Origin of the sequence: Pseudomonas sp. MEJ108, from assembly GCF_030208985.1 — a bacterium.
In the GTDB taxonomy this organism is placed as follows: Bacteria; Pseudomonadota; Gammaproteobacteria; order Pseudomonadales; family Pseudomonadaceae; genus Aquipseudomonas; species Aquipseudomonas fragariae.
This window is the reverse complement of record NZ_JARVSW010000065.1, coordinates 17,249-42,799: the sequence shown is the minus strand read 5'-3', so window position 1 is coordinate 42,799 and position 25,551 is coordinate 17,249. Positions and strand designations below refer to the sequence as shown.

Here is a 25,551-nt window from a genome sequence, read left to right as displayed (position 1 = left end):
CGATCTTTACCGGCGCTCGTCGTCGCTGTGTGCAGCGGGTAACCGGCGAGGCTCATGCCGTTCGCCGGTTTCCGGGGTGTTTGCAGCGCCGGTCAGACGAATCCGGTTACTGCATGGGGCACGTACGGTGCCTCGAGGCGTTTGATGTCCTCATCACTGAGCACCAGTTGCAGTGCCGCGATGGCATCGTCCAGTTGCGTCGCCTTGGAGGCGCCGACGATGGGCGCGGATACACCGCGCTTGGCCAATACCCAGGCCAGTGCGATTTGCGCCATCGGCACCCCGCGCTCTGCGGCCAGCTGTTCCACGGCATCGATCACGCGACCGTCTTCCTTTTCTGTCGCCTCGTAAAACGACTGGCCGGATACGTCGGTTCTGGTCCGCTCGGTCTGCTGACCATGGGGCCTGGTCAGCCTGCCGCGTGCCATCGGGCTCCACGGCATCAGGCCGACCCCCTGATCGATACACAGCGGGATCATCTCGCGCTCTTCTTCGCGATAGACCAGGTTCAGGTAGTTCTGCATCGAGACGAACCTGCTCCAGCCATGCGCGGTCGCGACCTGCTGGGCCTTGGCGAACTGCCATGCGTACATGGAAGACGCGCCGATGTACCTGGCCTTGCCGGCCCTGACCACATCGTGCAGGGCTTCCATGGTTTCTTCGATGGGCGTGTCATAGTCCCAGCGATGGATCTGGTACAGGTCGACATAGTCAGTGCCGAGCCGGGTCAGGCTCGCGTCGATACTGGACATGATGGCCTTGCGCGAGAGCCCCTTTTCGTTGGGGCGGGTCGAGCCTTCCCACATGTTTGCCGGAAAGAACACCTTCGTTGCGATCACGGTCTCGTCGCGACGTGTGAACTCTTTGAGCAATTTACCGACGATGGTTTCCGAAGTACCTGCCGAGTAGCTGTTGGCCGTGTCAAAAAAATTGATGCCTTGCTCGACGGCGTGTTTGATGATCGGTCTGCTTGCTTCTTCGCCCAGTGTCCAGGGATGCGTTCCGGCATCGGGCTCGCCGAATGTCATGCATCCCAGGCACAGTCTGGAAATATCCAGTCCTGTGTTGCCAAGCTTTACGTAGTCCATGAATCCTCCGTCTATCGTTGATTGAGCAGCCGCCGAGCCGTTTCGCGTCTACAGTTGGGCAACGTCTGCCCGGAGCAACTCGCTTTGACGCGATTGGTTCTATAGTTCTAGATCTGTAGAACTATAAGCGACTGTGCACGATTCGGGAGAGCAATATGGCCAGGCTGGAACAGATAGGGTTTCTCGGTTTCGATGTATTCGGCACCGTTGTCGACTGGCGAAACGGCGTGGCGCGGGCCGCTGCGCCATTTCTGCAGCGGCATGGCGTGGACGTCGATCCCCTTGATTTTGCCGATCAGTGGCGGGGTCTTTATCAGCCTTCCATGCAGCGCGTGCGTGCGGGTGAGCGCCCGTACGTGACACTCGACGTGCTCAACCGGGAGAGTCTCGAAACAGTGCTGGCGCGCCATGAGGTGGATTTCGGCAGCATCCCCGACGCCGAGCTCGTCGAGCTCAACAAGGCCTGGGAGCGGCTCGATCCATGGCCTGACTCGGTCGCAGGCCTGAGCCGATTAAAGCGCAGGTTCTCGATCGGTACGCTATCGAACGGACACATCGCCGGAATGCTCAACCTAGCGAAATTCGGCGGATTGCCCTGGGACGTTATCGTCGGTGCGGAGATCGCCGGGACCTATAAACCGATGCCCCAGACCTACCTGAAGTCTGCAAAAGCAGTAGGCCTGGAACCGCATTGCGTCGCCATGGTGGCTGCGCATAACGCCGACCTGACTGCCGCTCGTGCGAATGGCTTCAAGACCGTTTTCGTCCGACGTCCCGCCGAGCACGGGCCAGGCCAGACGTCTGACCTGAGCGCCGAACAGGACTGGGACGTGATCGTCGATTCCCTGACCGAAGCGGCTGACGCGCTCGATTGCTGAAGCGCCCGTTATCCAGGTGCGCCGGTCACCCGCGCAAGTCTTTCCACATATGCACCTTGGCGACGAACCCGGTGCCTACAGCAACTGCAAGGGGTTCGAGGCCAAAGGTCACGAAGCCCATGCGCTCGTACAGTCCGACTGCTTCGGCGTTGCCCTGCGTGACAGTGAGCTGCACGACCAGAAGCTCGGCGCGGGTTCCGGCATGGTCGAGCACGTTGCGCACCAATCGAGCGCCGATGCCCCTGTTCCTGTGCGCCAGTGGCACGTACATGCCGAACAGGGTCGATTTGTGACGTGCCTTCTTTCGGGTTTCGACGCAGAGGCCGGCGACGCCCAGCAGGTGACCGTCTTCAACGGCTGCAAACACCACTTCGGTTGCGCCAGCGCTGTCATCGAGCCTTTTCTCCCACCACGCCAAAGGCAGCACTTCGCGCTCCGTCACGTCAGAGGTAAAGGCGTCTGGATGACGGTCATAGGCCTCGAGCATCATTGCGCGATAGGCAGGCGCATCGGCCGGAGTCAGTCGTCGGTAGGTGAGGGTCATGGAGGCCGGGCTCGTGTGAGTCAGGTTTCGAGTATTGCATTGCGTGCCGGGAAAAGTCGTCGCCCGATGCTGATATTTGAAACAGATCTCCCGCCGCGACAGCAGTGCCGTTTGACGGACACTTTCGCGGTTTGTAACTTTTTGTTTGCCTCACCGCCAAAAATCGTGGTTATTATCCCCGGCGCTCAGGGCCAAAAACCCAGCGCCAATGACTGTCACGGGTTCACAGACTCCGCAGTCACAGCCGATCGGGTCCACCCTGGCGCTGACACCCCGGCGCAGGCCGTTCCCCGTCGTTGACCCTCGAACGGAAGATGAGGTTTCAATTGGTCACGCGGTATGCAAACGTCAGTTCCAAGGGCAGAGCGATCAGTCTCGTCAACGAGCCAGCCACCTTCCTTTCTGTAGGCGAGTCGCGCCGTGCCGCGTTCGTCAGTCATCCCTCTGCGATCCCCCCGAGTGCTTGCATGTCAGGTCATGACATGAGCCCGAGAGCCCGCGCCGCACCTTCTCCCTGAGTCTCGATGTTCATCCGGCATTGCTCATGCCGTGCCTGACGGGCTTGCCGCTCTGCGCTCCCGTCTGCTCATAAAAAAATAATCTGCTCACGGACGGTGATTCCTGATGGTCGACAAATCTTCCTCGCGCGGGACGGGCTTCGCTCATCCTGATACAGAGCAACCCTTTGACCAAAACCAATGTGTTCATGGCCTTTTCGAAGCCCAGGCGCAGCGCAATCCTGACGCCATAGCGGCACGCTTCGAACTGGACACGCTTGACTATGCGACGCTCAATACCCAGGCCAACCGCCTGGCCCATTACCTGCGCAGCCTTGGTGTCGGGCCGGATGTGCGTGTCGGGATTTGCCTGGAGCGCTCGCTGGACATGCTGGTCGGTGTGCTCGCGGTACTCAAGGCGGGCGGTGCCTACCTGCCGCTGGACCCCGCGTACCCGAAAGCCCGTCTGGCACACATGCTGGCAGACAGCGCGCCACGCGTGCTGCTGAGCCACGCTCCGGCGCGCGCGGCGTTGCTGGCGGCGCTGGAGGAGGGTGAGGTTGCAACGCAGGTGCTTGATCTGGCCGATACCCGCCTATGGGCAGCGCAGCCGATGCACAACCCTGACCCGCGTGCGGTCGGTCTGACGTCCCGCCATCTGGCTTACGTGATCTACACCTCGGGCTCCACCGGTATGCCCAAGGGTGTCATGGTCGAGCACCGTGGGCTGATCGCGGTGAGCGCTGCCTGGGAGCCGTTGTACGCGCTGCACAACCCCCTCAATCACCTGCAAATGGCCGGGTTTTCCTTCGATGTGTTCAGCGCCGACCTGATCCGCGCACTGGGTTTTGGCGGCACGCTCGTGCTCTGCCCGCGTGACACGCTGATGGACCCGCCTGCGCTGTATCGCCTGTTGAGCGAGGCGCGCATCGATTTTGCGGACTTCGTGCCGGCGGTGCTCAACCCTTTGCTGGTCTGGGCGCAGGAGGCGGGGCGCGACCTGTCGTTCATGAGCACGGTGGTTTGCGGCTCGGACATCTGGACGGCGCACAGCGCGCGCCAACTGCGTGGGTTGTGTGGCGAGCAGACGCAGATCGTCCAGGCCTACGGTGTTACCGAAGCGAGCATCGACAGCACCTGTTTCGAGTTCGAACCCGACAGCCATGTCGACGCGGTGCTGCCCATCGGGCGGGCATTGGCCAATACGCGGATTTACCTGCTCGATGCTGCTGGCGATAGGGTTCCCCAGGGCGTGACCGGCGAACTGTACATCGGCGGCGCGGGGGTTGCGCGTGGCTACCTGAATTTGCCGGAATTGACCCGCGAGCGCTTCATTGACAGCCCGTTTGTGGCCGGTGAGCGGTTGTACCGTACTGGCGATCTGGCCCGCTATCGGGCTGACGGCCATCTGGAGTTCCTCGGTCGCAACGACTCGCAGGCCAAGCTGCGCGGCCTGCGCCTGGAACTGGGGGAAATCGAGGCACGCCTGGCCGAGGTTGCCGGTGTGCGGGACAACGTGGTGGTACTGCGCGAGGACGGCGCGGGCGTGCCCAGGCTGATTGCCTACTTTCGCGAACAGACCGGCGCAGCGCTGACGCCCAAAGGCCTGCGCCAGCATCTGCAGCTCAGCCTGCCGGACTACATGATTCCTGCTGCGTTCGTGCGCATGGACGCGCTGCCGCTGACCGCCAATGGCAAGCTGGACCGCATCGCGCTGCCCGAGCCGGGGGATGACGCGTTCGATCGGCATGTCTTCGAAGCCGCGCAAGGCGCGCTGGAAGTCTCACTTGCGGCCATCTGGGCCGAGGTGCTCGGTGTCGAGCGAGTCGGTCGCCAGGATCACTTTTTTGCACTCGGCGGCCACTCGCTGCTGGTGATGCGCGTGCTGGCCAAGGTTCGGCAGACGCTGCATCTGGAGGTGTCACCCTCAGCCCTGTTTACCGCCCCTGTGCTGCAGCAGTTCGCCGAACGACTGAGCACCGCTCGGCAGGGCAGCCCCCGCCCACCAATCACGGCTGTAGCGCGTAGCGAGGCACACACGTTGTCGTCGGCCCAGCAACGCCTGTGGTTTCTGGCGCAGATGGAAGGCGGCAATGCGGCTTACCACATGCCCTTGAACCTGCGCCTGCGCGGGCCGTTGCAGGTGGCCGCGCTGGAGCGCAGTTTCAATCAACTGGTGACCCGCCACGAGGCGCTGCGCACCACGTTTTTCACGGTCGAGGGCGAGGGGCGGCAGCGTGTTGCGGCGGCGGGCGCGATCATGCCGTTGCCAGTCATTGACCTGCGCGACGAGCACGATGCCCAGGCGCGTCTGCTGGCGCTGATCGACGCAGAGGGCAGCAAGCCGTTCGATCTGGCGGTGGGGCCGTTGATGCGCGTCAGCCTGGTCAAGCTGGCCGACGACGATCACGTGTTGCTGCTGACCCAGCACCACATCGTCTCGGATGGCTGGTCGATGGGCGTGCTGACCCGTGAGCTGGGGCTGCTCTACGAGGCGGCTATTCAGCAACCGGCCGCGCACGGGCAGTCCCTGTCACTGCCGCCGCTGGCCGTTCAGTATGTGGACTACGCGGCCTGGCAACGCCAGTGGCTGTGCGGCGAGGTGCTGGATGCGCAGCGGCGCTACTGGCGTGAAACCCTGAGCGGTGCGCCGCTACTGCTGGAGTTGCCCACCGATCACAAACGACCGGCGGCCCAGGATTACCGCGGCGGCTTCGTGCCGCTGGTCTTTGACCGTGCGCTGACGGCACGGCTCCGAGTGTTGGCTACGCAGCAGGGCACCACGTTGTTCATGAACCTTCTGGCGGCCTGGTCGCTGCTGTTGATGCGCCTGTCGGGGCAGGATGACGTGGTCATCGGTGTGCCCTCGGCGAACCGCAGCCAGCAGGAGCTGGAAGGGTTGATCGGGTTCTTCGTCAATACCCTGGCGCTGCGCATGACCCGCTCCGGCAGCCCGACGGTGGCCAGTTGGCTGCAACAGGCGCGCAGCGTTGCGCTTGCCGCTCAGGAACATCAGGACTTGCCGTTCGATCAAGTGGTGGAGTTGCTCAATCCGCCGCGCAGTCTGGCTTACAGCCCGGTGTTTCAGGTGCTGTTCGCCTGGGAGCAGCATCAGGATTCGGATCTGGAATTGTCCGGGCTCGACGTCAGCGTGCTGCAAAGCGTCCAGCCAGTGGCTAAATTCGACCTGCAACTGGCACTCAGCGAACGTGACGGACAAATCGTCGGCGGCTTGGAATACGCGTCGGGGCTGTTCGAGCCGGAGACCGTGGTGCAGATGGGCGAATACCTGCGCCGCATCCTCACGCAGATGGTCGAGGACAGCGAACAGCCGCTGGCGACGCTCGACCTGCTCAACGCCGAGCAGCACCGACGGATCGTCTACGACTGGAACCGCACCGAACGCGATACCTCGGCGCAGCCCGATTGCGTCAAGCGCTTCGAGGCCGTGGCGCAGCGCACACCTGACGCTGTGGCGTTGCTGGCCGATGAGCGAGCGCTGACTTACGCCGAACTCAATCAGTCTGCCAACCGCCTGGCGAACTACCTGATCGAGCAGGGCGTGAGGCCTGAGCAGTGCGTGGGGCTGTGCCTGGAGCGCTCGCCGCAGATGGTCATCGGCCTGCTGGCCATCCTCAAGACCGGCGCCGCTTACGTGCCGTTCGATCCGGCATACCCGGCAGAGCGTCTGGCGTTCATGTTCGCGGATGCCGCACCGAGCCTGCTGCTGACCCAGACTGCACTGCGTGCCGGTCTGCCGCCGTTGCCCGACACGCTGCCGATCTGCTGCCTCGACGTGCAGGCGCAGCGCTGGTCTGGGTATTCCGAGGCCAACCCGCAAGTACCCGTCAGCCCCGGTAACCTGGCTTACGTGCTCTACACCTCCGGTTCGACCGGGCGGCCCAAGGGCGTGGCGCACAGTCGTGCGGCGCTGGATAACCTGATCGCCTGGCAACTGGAGCAAACGCCTGTTTCACAACGCGTGCTGCAATTCGCATCGTTGAATTTCGACGTGTCGTTTCAGGAAATCTGCAGCACGTTGTGCCAGGGTGGCAGCCTGGTGCTGATGAGCGAAGCAGGCCGCAAGGACCTCGCTGCGCTGCGTCCGACGCTGGTGGCCGAGGGCATACAACGGGCGTTTCTGCCGTTTGCCGTGCTTCAGCAACTGGCCAGCTTCACTGAAGCTGACGTGGCGGTGCCGATGCCTTTGCCAAAGGGCGGCTGCGAAGTCATCACCGCTGGCGAGGCGTTGCTCGTCAACGACGAACTGCGTGCCTTTGTCTGCGGCCTTGGCGGTGCGCAACTGCACAACCAGTACGGTCCGACCGAAACCCACGTGGTCAGCCAGTTCAGCCTGAACTGTGACGACGCCGGGCAGTGGCCGGACGCACCGCCGATTGGCCGGCCCATCACCAATGCGCGTCTGTATGTGCTGGACGGCGACCTGAACCCGGTACCGGTCGGCGTGGCAGGCGAGCTGTATATCGCCGGTGCCTGCCTGGCCCGGGGTTATCTGAATCGTCCGGACCTGAGCGCCGAACGCTTCCTGCCGGACCCGTTCAACCCGCAGTCCGGTGCGCGCATGTACCGCAGCGGTGATCTGGCGCGATTTGCGGCCGACGGCAATGTGCACTACCTGGGTCGCATCGACCAGCAGGTCAAATTGCGCGGTTTTCGCGTCGAGCTGGGCGAGATCGACAGCCTTCTGCACCAGCAACCCGGTGTGCGGGAAGCGGTGGTGCTGCTGCGCGAAGATGTACCGGGCGACAAGCGTCTGGTGGCCTATGTGGTGGGGCCTGCAACTGCCGACACATTGCGTGCCGAGCTGCACCGCCACCTGCCGGAACACATGGTGCCGACGGCCTGGGTGGCGCTGGCGCAGTTGCCGCTGACCCGTAACGGCAAGCTCGACCGTCAGGCGCTGCCGGTACCAGAGCGGCAGGCCGCCAGTGCCTACGTGGCACCGCGCGACGAGACCGAGCGGCAGATGGTGCGCATCTGGGCCGAGGTGCTCAAGTGCCCGCAGGTCGGCATCCACGACAACTTTTTCGAACTGGGCGGGCATTCGCTGCTGGCCACGCGGATGATCTACATGATCAACCAGCGCATGGGCGGGCAGCTGTCCCTTAGCAGCCTGTTCAAGACGCCGGTGCTGATGGACCTGGCCGAGCAGGTGCGGCTCGGGCGGGGTGACGGGCCTTCGCTCGACACACCCTTTGCCCCGATTGAAGCCGATCGCAGCGCACGTTACGCGCCGTTTCCGCTGACCGATATCCAGCAGGCGTACTGGTTTGGCCGCGAAGCGTCGGTCAGCCTCGGCGGGGTCAGTGCCCATGGCTATGAAGAACTGCGCATCCCCGGCCTCGACGTGCCACGTTTCGAGCAGGCGCTGAACCGCATGATCCTGCGGCACGACATGCTGCGCGTGGTGTTCCTTGGCGATGGCACGCAGCAGGTCCTCGACAGCGTGCCGACCTACCACATGCCCCGCAACGATCTGCGCGGCCTGTCTGCCGATGCTGCGCAGCAGGCCCTGCAAGTCACCCGCGAACGTCAATCCCATCAGGTGCTGGACGCCAGTCGCTGGCCGTTGTTCGAGTTCAGTCTGTCGTTGCTCGATGAGGGCATCAGCCATCTGCACATCAGCCTTGACGCACTGATCGTCGACGCCGCGAGTACGCAGATTCTGGCGCGCGAACTGATGGCCTTTTATGCCGACCCGCAGTTGCAACTGCCCGAACCGGGGCTGACCTTTCGCGATTACGTGCTGGCCGAGCAGCGCTTGCGCAATGACAGCCGCTACGCACAGGCGCTGGACTACTGGCGCGAGAAGGTTGCCACGCTGGCACCTGCGCCGGACCTGCCGCTGGTGTGCCAGCCCGAAAGCATCAGCCAGCCGCACTTTACCCGCCGCGACCGCGAGCTTTCAGCGTTGCAGTGGTCACGGCTCAAGGAACTCGCCAGGCAATTTGCCGTGACGCCATCGGTGATGCTGCTGACCGCGTTCAGCGAGGTGCTGGCGCTGTGGAGTCGACAGCCGCGCTTCACGCTGAGTCTGCCGCTGTTCAACCGCATGCCGCTGCACCCGGATGTCGATGAGATCATCGGTGACTTCACTTCGCTGGTCTTGCTTGAAGTCAATCTGGACGGGGCCGCGAGCTTCATCGACAAGGCGCGTGCCGTGCAGGCACGGTTGTGGCAAGACATCGACCATTCGGTGGTCAGCGGCGTGCGAGTGCTGCGTGAACTGTCCCAGGCCCGAGGCGTGCAGCAGACCGCCATGCCGATCGTGTTCAACAGCACCCTGTCGGAAGCTGCGCCGGAACTGGCTGAATTCAACCTTGCCGACGCGTTGAATGCCGAGCACATGCACAGCATCACCCAGACCCCGCAGGTCTGGCTTGACCACACGCTGCTGGAGCTGGAAGGGCGCCTGCTGTTCAACTGGGACAGCATCGACGAATTGTTTCCGCAAGGCCTGATCGAGCAGATGTTCGTCGCCTACAACGCGCTGCTGGATCGCCTGCTGCAGGCCGATGCCTGGAACGCCGGCACGGTGGACCTGATACCGCTGGCACGCTTGCCGGTGCCCGAGGCCAGCCCCGCTGACTCGGCGCTGATGCACGAACTGTTTGATCGCCAGGCACTCGCTGCCCCGGATGCGCTGGCGGTCATCGGCACCCAGCGGCAGTTGAGTTATCGCCAGCTGCGAGCCGAAGCGCGGCAACTGGCGGCGCTGCTTCAGCGTCGCGGCGTGGTGCCCAATCAACTGGTCGCGGTGGTCATGGAACGTGGCTGGGAACAGGTCGTCGCGACGCTGGCGATCCAGTACGCCGGCGGGGCCTACCTGCCGCTCGACCCGGCACTGCCGGTCGAGCGCCTGGAGCATATTCTGCAACGTGCCGAAGCCAGCCTGGCGCTGACCCAGCCGGCACTGCTGCAACGTGTCGAGTGGCCCGCGCAGGTCCAGGTCATCAGCGTGAGCGACCCGATCATTGCCGATGCTGGCCGTTCCGATCAGGCCGAATTAAACGCTGTGCATCTCACCCCGGACGATCTGGCCTATGTGATCTACACCTCGGGCTCGACCGGCATGCCCAAGGGCGTGGTCATCGATCATCGCGGTGCGGTGAATACGCTGCTCGACATCAACCGGCGCTTTGCCGTCGGCGCTGCGGACCGGGTGCTGGCGGTTTCATCGCTGAGTTTCGACCTGTCGGTCTATGACTTCTTCGGCACGCTGGCCGCTGGCGCTGCAGTGGTGCTGCTCGAACCGCAGCAGGCCCTCGACCCGGCGCACTGGCTGACGCTGATCGAGCGGCATCAGGTCAGCCTGTGGAATTCGGTGCCGGCCTTGTTCGGCATGCTGCTGGAGTATGTGCAAAGCGAGCGCAGCGTGTTGCCGTCGTGCCTGCGCGTGGCGATGCTGTCAGGCGACTGGATTCCCCTGACGCTGCCCGAGAGTGCCTGGGCGCTGCAGCCGGCGCTGCAACTGATCAGCCTTGGCGGGGCGACCGAAGCGTCCATCTGGTCGATCCAGTATCCGCTGCAACAGGTCGACCCCGCGTGGCGCAGTATTCCCTACGGCAAGGCGCTGGATCACCAGCGCTTCTATGTGCTGGATGACGCCTTGCAGGTTCGCCCGACCTGGGTGGCTGGCCAGTTGTATATCGGCGGTATCGGCCTGGCCAAGGGATATTGGCGTGATGAAGCCCTGAGTGCCGGCAGTTTCTTCGCTCACCCGCTGACCGGCGAACGTCTGTATCGGACCGGCGACCTGGGGCGCTGGCTGCCCGACGGCAATATCGAGTTTCTCGGGCGGGAAGACACCCAGGTCAAGGTCCAGGGGCACCGTATCGAGCTGGGCGAGATCGAAGCGGCGCTCAATCGCCATCCCGGCGTACAGAGCGCCGTGGTGCGGGTGCTCGGCGAAGCGCTGGGCGAGAAGCGGCTTGCGGGCTACGTACTCAAGGCCGATCCCTCGTTGCAGGCCAGTGATTTTGCCCAGTACCTGGCAGACAAACTGCCAGCCTACATGGTGCCGACGTCGTTTACCTTCGTGCAGGAATGGCCACTGTCGGCCAACGGCAAGGTCGACAAGAAGCGCCTGCCGGAGCCGTCGCAGGTTCAGGATGCCGGCCCCGCGCTGGAAGTGCAGGGGCCACAGGAGCAACAACTGGTGATGATCGTGCAGGGCGTGCTCAAGCGTCCGTCGATCGCTGCCGACGCCAATTTGCTCAACCTGGGCGCCACCTCGATCGACATTGTCAGGATCAGCAATGCGCTGTCCGGCGAACTGCAGTTCCGTCCCAACGTTGCGCAACTGCTGGCGCAGCCGACGCTGCTCAACCTGCTCGGCATGTACCGCCGGAATCTGGTCAACGGCAGTGTGGTCGACAGCGTTCGTCAGCGCGCGGGTTCGCCCGAACAGGTGATCGAGGATCCGCAGCAGCGGGCGCGCTTCAAGGCCGAGCAGCGCGGGCGGCGGACCTTCGCCCCGCAGGTTGCGGCGCTGGACCTGGCGCGTCCGGATAACCCGGCGTTCGCGCGGCGCTTCAGCGACTATCGCTCGGTACGCCAATTCGCTGACCGACCCATTCCGAGCGAGGCGTTTGCCGGGTTACTGGCCAGCCTGGCGCAGGGGCAACTGCACGGCGAGGTCAAATATCAGTTCCCGTCCGCAGGTGGCCTGTACCCGATCCAGTGCTACCTGTACGTCAAACCGCAGCGGGTGACCGGCGTTGCTGCCGGTGCCTATTACTACGACCCGGTTGAGCACCGCCTGCTGATGCTCGACAGCGATCCGCTCGACCCCGACACCTACGATTATTTCGTCAACCGCCCGGTGTATGAAGACGCCGCATTCTCGCTGTTTTTCATCGCCGACATGGCCGCGATACGGCCGCTGTATGGCGAGCGCAGTCGTGACTTCTGTCATATCGAAGCCGGGGGCATGGCGCAATTGCTGAGCATGACGGCGGTGGAGCAGGGCCTTGGCCTGTGTGGCATGGGCTCGCTCGAAGAGCAGCAATTGTCGGCCCTGTTCGACCTGGGACCGAATCATCAGTTGATCTACTCGATGGTGGGCGGCCTGCGCACTGCCGACGAACAACGCCGCGCGCAGGTCGAGGCGTGCGCTTCTGCTGCCGATCAAACGGACGACGCCAGCGACATGGAGGAGATAGAGATATGAATGCCTATCAATTGCTGGAGTTGTTCGGTCGCCACGCCGTGGTGCTTGAAGTGGACGGCGACAAGCTGCGCTGCAAGGCACCGCGCGGGTTTCTGAATGACGAGATGTTGCAGGCGCTCAAGCAGCACAAGGCAGAACTGATTGCCTTGCTGAGCGGCAACGACCCCGCCGCGATCCCTCGGCGTGCTGCCGGGCAAACGGCTGTTGCGCTGTCGTTTTCACAACGCCAGCTGTGGTTTCTCGATCAGATGGAACCGGGCAATGCGTTCTATAACGTGCCCACTGCGGTGCTGCTGAAAGGCGTGCTGGATGTGTCGGCGCTGGAGCGGGCGCTGAACGAATTGATCATGCGCCATGAAATATTGCGCACCACCTTTGCCAGCGTGGATGGCGAGCCACGGCAGATCGTGCACCCGGCGATGCCGCTGGTGATGCCAGGTGTCGACCTGCGTGACCTGTCGCCGACGGCGCGCGAAGCGCACGTCAGGATGGCGGTGGAGCAGCAGGCCAAGGCGCCGTTTGACCTGGCCAGCGGCCCGTTGCTGCGAGCCTCGCTGCTGCGCCTGGCGGATGAGGAATATCTCTGGCTGTACAGCGTGCACCACATCATTGCCGATGGCTGGTCGATGGGCGTGATCCTTCAGGAAGTGACCGCCTTGTATGGCGATTTTCTGTGCGGTCGGGCGTCCAGTCTGGCGCCGCTGGCGGTGCAGTACGCCGATTACGCCTGCTGGCAGCAACAGCGTCTGGGTGATGAGGCGCTGGCCGGGCAGCTGGACTTCTGGAAGCGCACGCTGGCCGACGCGCCGCCGCTGCTCGACATGCCTGCCGACCGGCCACGTCCGACCGTGCAGCGCTACGTCGGGGCGACTTTCAGCTCGACGGTCGACGGCACCACCCTGCGTGCGCTCAACGCGCTGGCCAGACAGACCCAGGGCACGCTGTTCAACGTGTTGATCGGCGCGCTGTCGGTCCTGCTCTGGCGCCACAGCGGTCAGCGGGATCTGTGCATCGGTACGCCATTTGCCAACCGCAGCCGTCCCGAAATCGAGCCGCTGATCGGCCATTTCGTCAACACTCAGGTGATTCGCCAGCGTCTCGATCCGCTGCAGACCTTTGCCGAGCTGTTGCGCGAAGTGCGCGCCACTCTGCTGGATGTTCACGCGCATCAGGATGTGCCTTTCGACCGCGTGGTGGAGGCCGTCAACCCGCCGCGCGATACCGCGTATTCGCCTCTGTTTCAGGTGATGATGGTGTTGCAGAACACCCCGGGCAACGCCGCACAGATGCCGGGCCTGAGCATGACCCCATACGGCACCGGGAGCGCCACGGCCAAGTTCGACCTGGCGTTCGAATGGGTCGAGCGCGACGGTGTGCTGAGCCTGCTGGTGGAATACAACACTGATCTGTTTGACCAGACCAGCATCGAGCGCCTGAGCGGGCACTATCGTCAGTTGCTGGAGCAGGTGGCGCTGAACCCCAAGCAGCCTGTGGGTGCACTGACGCTGATCAGCGATGCCGAACGCGCACAGATACTGCATGCGTGGAACAGCCCGGCACCGCTGGCTCAGCCCGTCGACTGCGTGCATCGCCTGATCGAAGCTCAGGTCACGCGTCGGCAGGCCAAGTGTGCGGTCATCTTCGAAGGTCGATCGCTGAGCTACAGCCAGCTCAACACTCAGGCCAACCGCCTGGCGCATCACTTGCTCACCCTCGGCGTCGGCCCGGATGTGCGCGTGGCGGTCTGTATCGAGCGCTCGCTGGAACTGCCCGTGGCCTTGCTGGCGGTGCTCAAGGCCGGGGGCGCCTATGTGCCGCTGGACCCGGATTATCCATCGGGACGCCTGCGGCATATTCTCGATGACACGTCCCCCGTGGTGCTGCTTGCCCAAGGGCCGACGCGCAAGATCCTGCTCGAGGCTTTACAAGGAGCGGACTGCGAAGTGCCGATCCTCGACGTGCAGGCCGATGCCGTGCTCTGGGCCGAGTGCCCGCCGGACAATCCGCAGACGCAGCGTGTCGCGGTGAACGCCGACCACCTGGCGTATGTGCTTTACACCTCCGGCACCACTGGGCTGCCCAAGGGGGCGATGGTCACGCATCGCGGCCTGAGCAACCTGCTGTTGTGGTGTCAGCAGTTCTGCGGCGAATGTGGAAGCATGTTGCACAAGATCCCATTCGGTTTCGACGCCTCGGCCTGGGAGATCTTCTGGCCGTTGCTTACCGGTGGCAGGCTGGTCATCGCCCGTCCCGGCGGGCATTTCGAACCCGGTTACCTGGCGCAGGTGGTGCGCGAACAAAGCGTTACCGCGATGGTGTTCGTGCCAGCCATGTTGCAACTGTTTCTGGAGGTCGAAGAGGTCAGCGCCTGTCACACCCTCAAGGATGTGTTCAGTGGCGGCGGGGAGCTGTCGCCCGCAGTGGCCAGGCTGTTTCAGCAGCGTCTGCCGCATGCCCGCCTGCACAACGTCTATGGTCCGACCGAAACCACAGTGATCAGCAGTGTCTGGACGCTACAGCCCGGTGCCGACGTCCCGCCGCGCCAATTGCCCATCGGACGGCCCATCGCCAACACCCGTTTTTACGTGCTCGACGAGCGTGATGCGCCGGTGCCGGCCGGGGTCACCGGTCAGTTGCACATTGGTGGTGTCGGCGTCGCACGGGGTTATCTGGGGCTCGACGAGCTGACTGCCGAACGGTTTATCGACAACCCGTTCGTTGCCGGTGACCGGCTGTACCGCAGCGGCGACCTGGCGCGTTATCGTCCGGATGGTCAGTTGGAGTTTATCGGTCGCAACGACTTTCAGGTCAAGTTGCGTGGCATTCGCCTGGAACTGAGTGAAATCGAAGCGCGGCTGGACCTGTTCCCCGGTATTCGCACCAGTGTGGCATTGATCGTCGGTGATACTGCGCAGAACCAGCGCCTGGTGGCGTGCTGCGTCACCGATAGCCCAGTGGATGAATCCGCACTGCGTGCGCATCTGGCAACGACCCTGTCCAGCGCCGTCATGCCCAGCGCTTATCTGTGGCTGGACGCCTTGCCGTTGACGGTCAACGGCAAGGTCGACCGTGCAGCGCTCGCGGCACAGGCCGATCAGGATCTGGCCGACCGGCAGGTCAATCTCGGCAGTCCCCGGGACCATATCGAGCTGACCCTGTATCAGATCTGGAAAGACCTGCTGCTGGTGCCGCAGATCGGCATTCGCGACAACTTCTTCAACGTCGGCGGGACATCGATTGCGGCGATCAAGATGGCCTACGAAATTAGCCGGGCGTTCAGCGTCGAGGTGCCTGTGCGCGTGATCCTCGGCCACCCGACCATCGAGGCGCTGGGCGGCTGGCTGCGTACCGGGGCCAGCCTGGCTGCGGCACAGGACAACCTGATCGAATTCCGGCGCGGTGCCGGGCAACGCAACGTGGTGTGCATTCACCCGGCGGGCGGCACGGCGTTCTGCTACCTGTCACTGGCCAAGGAACTGCCGGAAAGCATCGGTGTGTACGGTGTGCAATCGCCAGGGTTGAACCCCGGAGAAAGCACCGAGCCGAGCGTCGAAGCCATGGCCGACGCCTATTTGCGGCGGATCGCGGCGTTGACCTCACAACCGCTGGTGCTCACCGGACTGTCGTTCGGTGGCCTGGTGGCGTACGAAATGGCCCGCCGTCTGACGGCTGCCGGCCATCGTCAGGTGACGGTGGTGCTGCTCGATACCCAGGGCTCGGATGACCCGGGGTTCCGGCAACAGATCGGGACCGTAGACATGGCGGAGTTTCGCGACAAGCTGGTGCGCTTCAACGGCATGTACCCCGGCATCGAAGACGCGCAGGTCGAGCGGTATTTCCACCTCTACAACCACAACCGCCTGGCCATGGCCGCGTACGAGTGCGCGCCGCAAGCCGGGCGCATCGTGCTGATCCAGGCTCGCGAAGGCTTTACCCGCACGCAGTTGCATGAGCTGCGCGGGTTCTGGCGTCGCCGCGCGGGCAACGGTTACAGAGCCCGGCTGGTTCACGGCGGGCACTGGGACATGCTGGAAAGCGCCGAGGTGCATCGGGTCTCGCAGACGCTCAGGCAAGAGCTGCAACGTTTCGACACGCAGGAGGCGCAATGATGAACCGGCACGAGGAGAATATCGCCCGCAACCCCCAGACCCTGATGTCGCGTTTTGCCGAGCAGGTACGCCATGATCCCCAGGCGCTGGCCGTGATCGATCGACAGGTACGGCTGACCTACGCGCAACTGGCCAGCGCCAGTGAGCGCATCGCCAAAGGGCTGCTGGCACAAGGCGCAAGCCCTGCGGAGCCGATTGCCCTGTGCATGCCGCGCTGCTGGCAATGGGTCGCCACGATACTGGCCGTGCTGAAAGTCGGGGCTGTGGTGGTGCCGCTGGATCGGGCCAGCCCGGCCCGGCGTCGACAATTGATGCTCGACGACGCAGGCTGCGTCGGGCTGGTGACCCTCGGCGAAGACGCGGACAGCCTGGCAGCGCCACAACACGGCTGGTACGTCAGCGTCGAAGCCCTGCTGGAATTCCCCGATCAGCCTGCACTGCGGCTGCCCGAGGATTTCGCCGTGTCGAGCTTCCTGTTCTACACCTCGGGCACCACCGGCACCCCGAAAGCCGTGGATGTGGGCGAGCGTGGCCTGTTGCGTCTGGCCCGGACCGACGGTTGCCTGGATATTCGCGCAGGCGAGCGCGTGGCCTGTTTATCCAACCCGGCGTTCGACGCCTGTAACTTCGAACTGTGGGCACCGCTGCTCAACGGTGGTTGTTGCGTCATCATTGCCGACGCAGACCTGCAGGACGCACAGCAACTGGCCAGGGTTCTGGAAACGCAGCAGGTCGATAGCCTGTTCATGACCGTTTCGCTGTTCAACACCTTGAGCGCAGATAACCCCGCCTGTTTCGCCAGCCTGCGCCAGGTGCTGATCGGCGGTGAGCAGGTCAGCGCCGCAGCGGTGCGTGCCTGGTATCAGGCCAATCCCGACAGCCGCTGCCGGATTTTCAACGCCTACGGACCTACTGAATGCACCACCTTCGCTGTGTGCTATCCGATCCCCCGCGATTTTGCCGGTGACGCAGTGCCGATCGGTCGGCCATTGCCCGACACCGGCGTGCAGGTGCTCGACCCGCAACAGCGGCCGGTTGCCCGTGGCGAGGCGGGTGAGCTTTACCTGAGCGGCAGCGGGGTCGCACGCGGTTACCGCAACCGTTGTGCAGAGACCGCACAGCGTTTCCTGCGCCTGCCGACAATCGATGCCGGGGACGTGCTGCATTACCGAACCGGCGATCAGGTGCGGGTCAATGCCGACGGGTTGATCGAGTACCTGGGGCGGATTGATCGTCAGGTGAAGGTCCGCGGTTTTCGCATCGAGCCGGGCGAGGTCGAGCAGCGCATTCTGGAGCATCCGCAGGTGGCGCAGGTGCATGTCTGTACCCGTCGCCAAGCGGCCGAAGACCACCAGTTGCTGGCCTTCATCGTGCCGCGCGAGGCGCTGGACTATCGCGATTTCGACCAGCACCTGCGCGACAACCTGGCGGTATGGATGCGCCCGCATCAGCTGTTTGTGCTGCAGCGCCTGCCGTTGACCGCCAATGGCAAGATCGATCAGCGTGCGCTGCTGGAGCAGCCCTTGAAACCGTGGCGCCCGCAGGCGGGTTCGCGCGCAGGCGAGCAACACTCGCCCGCGTTGGACTGGCTGCTGAGCCATGCCCGCAGGCTGTTGGCGCAACCTGAGCTGAACGGCGAGGATGACTGGCTGGGCAGCGGCGGCGACTCGCTCAAGGCCATGCGTTTGCGCTCTGCAATCCGCACCCACTGGCGGCGGGAAATCACGCTGGGTGCGGTGCTGAGCGAATCGTTTTCGGCACTGGCCGAGCGACTCGGTGATGAGCAGGGTGAGGCGTCGGCCTATCCGCCTGCGCCGCCCGTCAACCGTTCAGGGCGTGCGCCAGCGACGGCTGAGCAAAGTCGCCTGTGGCTGATGCAGCAGCGCACGCCGCAGGCGACCGCCTACAACGTGCCGCTCATCCTGCACCTGGCGGCGGGTGTTCAACTTTCCGCACTGGTCGACGCCGTGCAGCGTCTGTTGACTCGGCACAGCGGGCTGCGCACGGCGTTCGTGTCCGCTGCCGACGGGCTGCATCAGCAGGTTCACCAACGGGAAGCGATGTGCCAGACCTTTGCCACCGGGGCTTTCAGTGAGCAGACCTGGCGCAGCTTTGCAGCCCTGGTCTTTGACACACCTTTCGATCTGGCGACATCGGCCCTGTGCAAGGCCTGGCTGTTGCCGTTTGCCGATGGCAGCTGTCGCTTGCTGCTGAACCTGCACCACGTGGCCATCGATGGCTGGTCGATGAACCTGTTGTTCGATGACCTGGTGCAACTGTACGACGATGCGCTGCAGGGGCGGCCGAGTGCCGAGCCTTCGCCAGGTCTGGGCACGCTGGAGTTTGCGCTCTGGCAACGGCAATGGCGGGTCGACCCGCGTTACCGCGATCAGCGTCGCGCGCTGGCCGGGTTGCACCGTCAGCACCCGGCGTCTTCGCCCGCGCTGCTGCCGGTTCGCGAGCCTGGACCGCAGGCACGGCTCTATCGTCAGCCGCTGGGAACCACGCGCAGTGCTGCATTGGATCGGTTTTGCAGCCGCCAGCGCGTCACGCGTTATGAGGTGCTGTTCAGCGTCTATGCCTGGAGCATTTACGCCCTGACCGGCTGTGAACGGCCACGCATCGCCAGCCCGGTATCCAACCGTCCGCTGAGCGAATTCGAAGACGCCATCGGGATGTTCGCCAATACCGTGCTGATCCCCACGGCGTTCGACGGCGACAAGGCGCTTGACCAGCAGCTGCATCAGCAGACCGCCACGGTGCGTGAGGTGCTGGCCTTGCAGGACGTCGCTCTGGCGGACCTGGTGGAAGACCTGCGGCTGTCGTCGAGCAGTGCGCTGTTCGATTTCATGTTTGTGCTGGAAAACACCGACTACGCCAGGCTGGCCCAAACCGGCCTGCGCGCCACGCTGGAATTCAACGAGACCGTGCAGGCCAAATGCCCGCTGACCTTGCTGGTGGTCGATGCCGGGTCACAGCTGGAATGCTGGTGGGAGTACCAGTGCAGTTATTTCGATGCGGGCCAAATGGTCGCCGTCAATCAGCTCTTGCAGCAGGGGCTTGATCTGCTGCTGGAGAAGCCGTCGGCGACCCTCGATGCGCTGCTCACGCCTTACCGCTTCAGCCTGCCGCCCGCCAGTCAGGGCGACAGCGCTGAGCCGCCGTTCAACACCGTGGCCGACTGGTTCGCCTATCAGGTGAGTTGCACGCCGGATGCTCCGGCACTGATCGATGATCAGCAGTGCATCAGCTACGCCGAACTGGATGCACTGGCCGATACGCTGGCGGCCACCCTGGTCGAGCAGTGTCCGCTGCCGGAGGAAAATAGTGCGCCGCTGCAAGTGGTCCTGTACCTCGAGGCGTCGGTCGAGCACATCGTGGCCTTGCTGGCGCTGGCCAGGCTCAATCTGACGGCGGTGCCCCTCGATCCTGGCTATCCGCTGGCGGTGCAGCGTCAGGTCATGCAGCAGGCGCAGCCCGGCTGTGTGCTGTACAGCGCGGCCACCGAGGCAGCACTGGAGCAGTTAAGCGCAGACCCACGAGTCTGTCATCGCGTCGACCTGAGCGCTGCCGCACGGCCGTTCGAACGTCGCCGTCATGCGGGCGAACGACCGTTGTACACGCTGTTCACGTCCGGCTCGACGGGAACGCCGAAAGGGGTTCAGGTGCCGGACCGGACCCTTTGCAATCTGTTGCACTGGCAGCGCAACGAGGGGCAGTTGCCCGCGAAGTCAGTGACCCTGCAATTCTCCATGCTGTCGTTCGATGTGTCGTTTCAGGAGATTTTCAGCACCCTCTGCGGCGGAGGCTGTTACCACCTGATCAACCCGCGCTGGCGGCAGGATGCCCAGGCATTACTGAGCTATCTGGTGCAGACGCGCATCGAACGGCTGTTCCTGCCGTGTGTGGCCTTGCAGCATCTGGCGCAGACTGCTGTCAGCCAGGGCGTGTATCCGCAGGCGTTGCGCGAGGTAATCACGGCGGGCGAGCAACTGCTGTGCACCGAGGCATTGCGCAACTGGTTTGGCGGCATGCCGCAGGCACGGCTGTTCAATCATTACGGCCCGACCGAAACCCACGTGGTCAGCGCCTGGCGTTTGCCTGCGGCGGTTCACGACTGGCCGCTGCGCGCGCCGATCGGGCGCGCAGTGAGCAATGCACGCCTGCTGCTGGTGGACGAACACGACCGACCGGTGCCGAGTGGCAGCCAGGGCTATCTGCTGGTGGCAGGGCCGATGATTTCGCGCTGCTACCTCGCTGACCCGGCGCTGAATGCCGCGCGTTTTGTCGAGTTGCCGCAGCCTGAGGGCCTGACCCTGTTCTATCGCACCGGCGACCTGGCGCGGGCTGATGCAAACGCCTGCCTGCACTACCTGGGCCGGGACGATCAGCAGATAAAGATCAGTGGCCAGCGTCTTGAGTTGGGGCAGATCGAGGCCGCGCTGGTGCAAGTCGCTCAGGTGAGCAACGCGGTGGTGGCCATGCAGGCTGAGCCAGCCCGGCTGGTGGCCTGGTTGCACAGCGAGGGTACGCTGCCCGATGCACAGCAGCTTGACCGACAGATCAGCCTGCACCTGCCATCGCATGTGCGTATCGACGAGTACCGGCGGGTCGACGCCTGGCCGCGTACGCCGAGCGGCAAGATCGATCGCAGGGCGCTGGGAGATCTGGGCGAGGTGCTGCAACGGCAACGCTCCGGACTGCCCGCGGCACCGTTGAGCGCACTTGAGCAACAATTGAGCGAGTTGTTCGTGGCGGTCATCGGTCGCGACATCGAGCCTGATCAGACCTTCTTCGAAGCCGGCGCCACCAGCCTCGGCCTGATGCGCCTGCATGCCCGCTACAACGAAGCACTGCCGCAGCCAGTGGCAATGGCCGCGTTGTTCGAGCATGTCAGCGTGCGCCGCCTGGCGCAGCATCTCTCCGGACCGGCAGGGCAAACGCCCGGTGCAGGGAAGGGCCATGAGCGAGGCGCCAAGGCTGGCGAACAACCCATGGCGATCATCGGCATGTCGGTGAATGTGGCCGGCGCGAGCAACCTCGCCGAATTCTGGGCGATGGTTCAAGGAAACGGCTTGGGCATCGAGCGGTTTGAAGCTGCCGAGGGGCTGGTCGGTGCGCGCAGTCAACTGAGCGGCCTGCTGGATTTCGATCCCGAGTATTTCGGCATCAGCCTGCAGGAAGCACGGCTGATGGACCCGCAACAGCGGCACCTGCTGATAGGCTGCGTGCAGGCACTGCAACATGCGGGGCTCACGCCCACAGCCGACGGGCCGCGCATCGGCCTGATCGCCAGTTGCGGCGAAACCACGTATTTCCAGCAAATGCTGCGCGAAACCGCCGAGGGCGACCTGCCGGACGGCTTTCAGATGGCGCTGCACCACGACAAGGACTTTCTGGCCACCAAGGCGGCTTACCACCTCGACCTCGGCGGTCCGGCACTCAGCGTTCAGGCGGCGTGCGGCAGCTCGCTGATTGCCGTGCACCTGGCGGCGGCGATGCTGCGTCAGGGCGACAGTGACGTGATGCTGGCCGCCGGGGTGTTGATCGACCCGACTCTGACCGATGGCTATCGTTATCGCCCGCAGCACATTTTTTCCCGCGACGGGCTGTGCCGTCCGTTCAGTGACGACGCCAGCGGCACCATCGGTGCCAGCGGTTACGGGGTGGTGGTACTCAAGCCGCTGGAGCGCGCCCAGGCCGACGGCGACCGGATTTACGCGCTGGTCGAAGCCTCTGCGCTGAACAACGATGGCCGCGCCAAGATGAGTTACACCGCGCCGTCGGTGGCGGGGCAGAGCGCGGTGATCAGCGAGGCGCTGCGCAAGGCCGGGATCAATGGCGCCGACATGGGCTACATCGAGGCCCACGGTACCGGCACGTTGTTGGGCGACCCGATTGAAGTGGCTGCATTGACCAAGGCGTTCGGCGCGGCGCCGGCCGCCCGTTGCGCGCTGGCCTCAGTGAAAAGCCAGGTGGGTCATCTGGGCGCGGCTGCCGGCGTGGTCGGGCTGATTCGCGCGACGCTTGCCGTGTTTCACGGGGTGATCCCGCCCAACCTGGGCTTTGCCCGGATCAATACGCAAATCGATCTGCAGCACTCGCCGTTCTACATACCCGGCACCTCACGGCCCTGGCCCGAGGGGCGTCGGCGTCTGGCCGGGGTCAGCAGTTTCGGTATCGGTGGCACCAATGCGCATGTGATTGTCGGCGCCGCGCCGCAGCAGACAGACCGCGTCGAGGATTGCCCGGCGTGCCTGCTGCTGTCGGCGCACAGCCGTACTGCCCTGGAGCGGGACATGCTGGCGATTGAAGCCTGGCTCAACGCCTTTCCCGAGCAGCAGGCCGCGTTGCTGCGTTACCTGCAAAACGGCCGACGCGCGTTGCCCTGGCGCTTTGCGATGATCTGCCCGCCCGGTCAGACACCGCGCCTGCAAGCCGCGTCGATCAAGCAGGTGACGCTTTCGGACGTGCGAGTGAACGCCAGCGAGCATTCGCCCCAGGCCCTGCTGGACGCCTGGTATGCGGGGGCCAGTCTCGAAGCGTCGACGGCTTCGACGCCGCCACCCTGGGACTTGCCTCCCTCGGCATTCGATCTGCAGACCTTCCGCTTCAAACCGGCCGTTCGTACCGAACTGCAGAAGTCGTCAGCCGTCGAGCGCCAGCCGCTGGCAGACTGGTTTTATCAGCGTCAGTGGCAGCGGGTAAGCCGTCTGCGTACACAACCGACTGGTGAGGGTCGTGACGTGCTGGTGGTGTGTAGCCATGAGCGTCTGGAGGCCAGCACGCTTGGCAGTCTGCAGGGGGGCTATCGGCACGTCATCGAGGTGCAGGCCGGCAATGGCTACCAGCAGCTTGGCCCGAATCGTTATGAGCTCGACCCGCTGGACCCTGTGGCGTTTGGTCGATTAATCGCCACGCTCGATCAGAATGGGCAGACGGCGAGCGAACTGGACTGGCTGCATGCCTTGCCGCTGTCGGTGGGCGGGTCGGTTGACGAGCAAAGCCTTGCGGCCGCGCAATGGGCCTGTCTGGATACGCTCAGCGCGTTGTTGCAGGCCTGGGGACAGAACGTACAGAAGACCGCCCTGCGGCTCTGGCTGCTGTCCTGGCAAGCGTGCCCGGTGAACGGCCAGGTCATGCGTCCGGAACTGGCGGCGCTGGCCGGTATCACCGAAGTGGCGCCGCAGGAGTACCCGATACGCTGTCATTGGCTGGACCTGCCCACGGCGCAGTTGAGCACTCAGGCTCGGCACCTGGCGGCGCTGCTGGCCGAACCGGCGTCGCTGCCGCGGCGCATGGCCATTCGTGACGGTTATCTGTGGCAGCCACAGCTGCTGCGCAGTCCGCTGGCGACTCCGACGGCTGGTTCGAATCTGTTGCCGGCGAACGGCACGTTGCTGGTGCTCGGCGGTACAGGCGGCATCGGGCGTACCTTGTGTGAACACCTGCTGCAATCCAGCCAGCGGCGGATAGTGCTGCTGTCGCGAGGTGGCGAGTGTCCGAAACAACTGCACGCCTACGCTTCGCGCATCGATAGCATCGCTGCGGATATCGCCGACCTGGCGCGCTGGCCCACGGTGCTTGAACAGTTGCGTGAGCGTTATGGGCATTTTGACGGCGTGATTCACGCGGCCGGCACCGGAGCGGGCAGCCTGATCCGTCAGCGCGAGGCTCACGTGCTGTCCGAGGCGATGGCCAGCAAGACCCGCGGCATGCTGGCGGTCGAAGCGTTGATCGAGCAGATGAATCCGGGGTTCGTGCTGTATTGCTCTTCGATGTCGGCACTGTTCGGTGGCGCCGGGCACCTGGACTACGCCGCCGCCAGTGCCATGCTTGACGGTTTTACCCACTACCGGCCGCATGCCGAAAATCGCTGTGTGCGTCTGGGCATCAACTGGGACATCTGGCGCGATGTCGGCATGGCCGCTGCCAGTGGCGTCGGGGATGACGCGCACCAGCGGCATCTGGCGGTCGGCATGTCGGCGCAGGAGGGCTGCCGGGTATTCGATGCGGCCATGACGGCTCAACTGCCGCAGTTGCTGATCTCGACCACCGATCCGGACACGGCGCGACAGTTTTACCCGGTTCGCCACAGTGCAGTGGCGACGCTGGCTGATACTGCGCCAGCCTTGGCGGCAGACACTGAAGCGCCGGACCGTCTGCCCGGGCATCTGCATGACTGCCTGTGCAAATGGCTTGGTGTGAATGTTCTGCAGCCGGATGCCTCGCTCTATGAGCTGGGCGCCGATTCTCTGACCCTGCTGGACCTGATCGATGAACTGCAGGCCGCGACCGGCGTGGTCTTCCAGTTGTCGCAGTTCAGCCACAAGGTCAGCCTGACCGAGGTCTTGGCGCTGGTGCAGGCGTCAGCGGCCGGAACGGCTGCGGACGAAGACCAATGGGCCGATGCGGTGAGGATCGATCAGTGGCATGCGGGCGCGGGCCGCGAGCGCCTGTATCTGATTCACCCGGTGGGTGGCGACGTGCAGGCGTACCGCGAGCTGGCCTCGGCGCTGCACCCTGATCTGGGCGTGTGGGTGATCGCCGATCCGGCCTTGCGCCTGCCCGAATTGCCGAACATCAGCGTGGATGAGCGCGCGCAACTGTATCTCAAGGCGTTGCAGGCCCATCACCCCGACGGCACGGCATGGCGGCTGGCCGGCTGGTCGTTCGGCGCGTGGGTGACGCAGGCGATGTGCAGCCTGTTAAAGGAGGATTGCGAGCAGCCATTGTTGTACCTGATCGATCCCCCCGCGCCGGATGCGGGCACCGAGCTGGCGCAGATCGGCGAAGCGCAGATTCAGCAGGTCTTCCAGCGCGAGTTTTCTGCACGGCGCGGCCTCAACACGACCACCAGCGCGGCCAGCGAAGACACGCCGCGTTACCTGCAAAGCCTGATTGTCTGCTGCCAGAACAATATGGCGAGCATGGCGGGCCACCAGCCCGTGACGCTGGCGCGCACTCCAGTGCGGCTGTTCATTGCCACGCAGCCCAATCCTTACGGCATGGGCAGCGCCTGGCGGATCGCCGATCTGCAGCGCGCCTGGCAAAGGCTGTTGCCGCACATGTCGAGCTGGCAAGCACTGGACACCGACCACTACGGCATTGTCGCAGCGCCCTGGGCGCAGGTGATTGCCGAGATGATCAATGCGGACCTGTCGGCGGCGCAGGGCTGAACGTAACGGCAGGCTTTTCAGGCGGGGCTGAAGTCCCCGCAGACGAACCACGGGCATGGTGAC

6 protein-coding genes are annotated in these 25,551 nt (G+C 64.3%); 4 read left to right on the top strand and 2 right to left on the bottom strand.

Annotation, left to right across the window (positions count from 1 at the left end; genetic code table 11):
• Nucleotides 1–92: 92 nt before the first annotated feature.
• Nucleotides 93–1,088, bottom strand: coding sequence for an aldo/keto reductase (locus QRN50_RS22770; RefSeq protein ID WP_024641998.1), 996 nt, complete (start codon nt 1,086–1,088; stop codon nt 93–95).
• A 155-nt stretch (nt 1,089–1,243) separates the two neighbouring features.
• On the opposite strand from QRN50_RS22770, the gene QRN50_RS22765 reads away from it, so the two are divergent.
• Complete coding sequence (locus tag QRN50_RS22765; protein ID WP_003404399.1) at nt 1,244–1,966, top strand: haloacid dehalogenase type II; 723 nt, start codon at nt 1,244–1,246, stop codon at nt 1,964–1,966.
• A gap of 25 nt (nt 1,967–1,991) precedes the next feature.
• Here QRN50_RS22765 and QRN50_RS22760 read toward each other — a convergent pair whose 3' ends face one another.
• The gene (locus QRN50_RS22760; RefSeq protein ID WP_060405886.1) at nt 1,992–2,510 is read right to left on the bottom strand and encodes a GNAT family N-acetyltransferase; all 519 of its coding nucleotides are present in this window, start codon (nt 2,508–2,510) and stop codon (nt 1,992–1,994) included.
• A gap of 624 nt (nt 2,511–3,134) precedes the next feature.
• Here QRN50_RS22760 and QRN50_RS22755 point away from each other — a divergent pair.
• Genes QRN50_RS22755 through QRN50_RS22745 form a run of 3 tightly spaced genes read left to right on the top strand, consistent with a single transcriptional unit; the run spans nt 3,135 to nt 25,488 of the window.
• On the top strand, nt 3,135–12,200 hold the full coding sequence (locus QRN50_RS22755; protein ID WP_096127356.1) for a non-ribosomal peptide synthetase: 9,066 nt from the start codon (nt 3,135–3,137) through the stop codon (nt 12,198–12,200).
• Nucleotides 12,197–16,309: a non-ribosomal peptide synthetase gene (locus tag QRN50_RS22750; protein WP_096127355.1), complete on the top strand. Its 4,113-nt coding sequence runs from the start codon at nt 12,197–12,199 to the stop codon at nt 16,307–16,309. The genes QRN50_RS22755 and QRN50_RS22750 overlap by 4 nt, the downstream gene beginning before the upstream one ends.
• Nucleotides 16,306–25,488 (top strand): hybrid non-ribosomal peptide synthetase/type I polyketide synthase, encoded by a 9,183-nt coding sequence (locus tag QRN50_RS22745; protein ID WP_096127354.1) that lies wholly within the window; start codon nt 16,306–16,308, stop codon nt 25,486–25,488. Before QRN50_RS22750 ends, QRN50_RS22745 begins: the two co-directional genes overlap by 4 nt.
• The last annotated feature ends 63 nt before the right edge of the window (nt 25,489–25,551 follow it).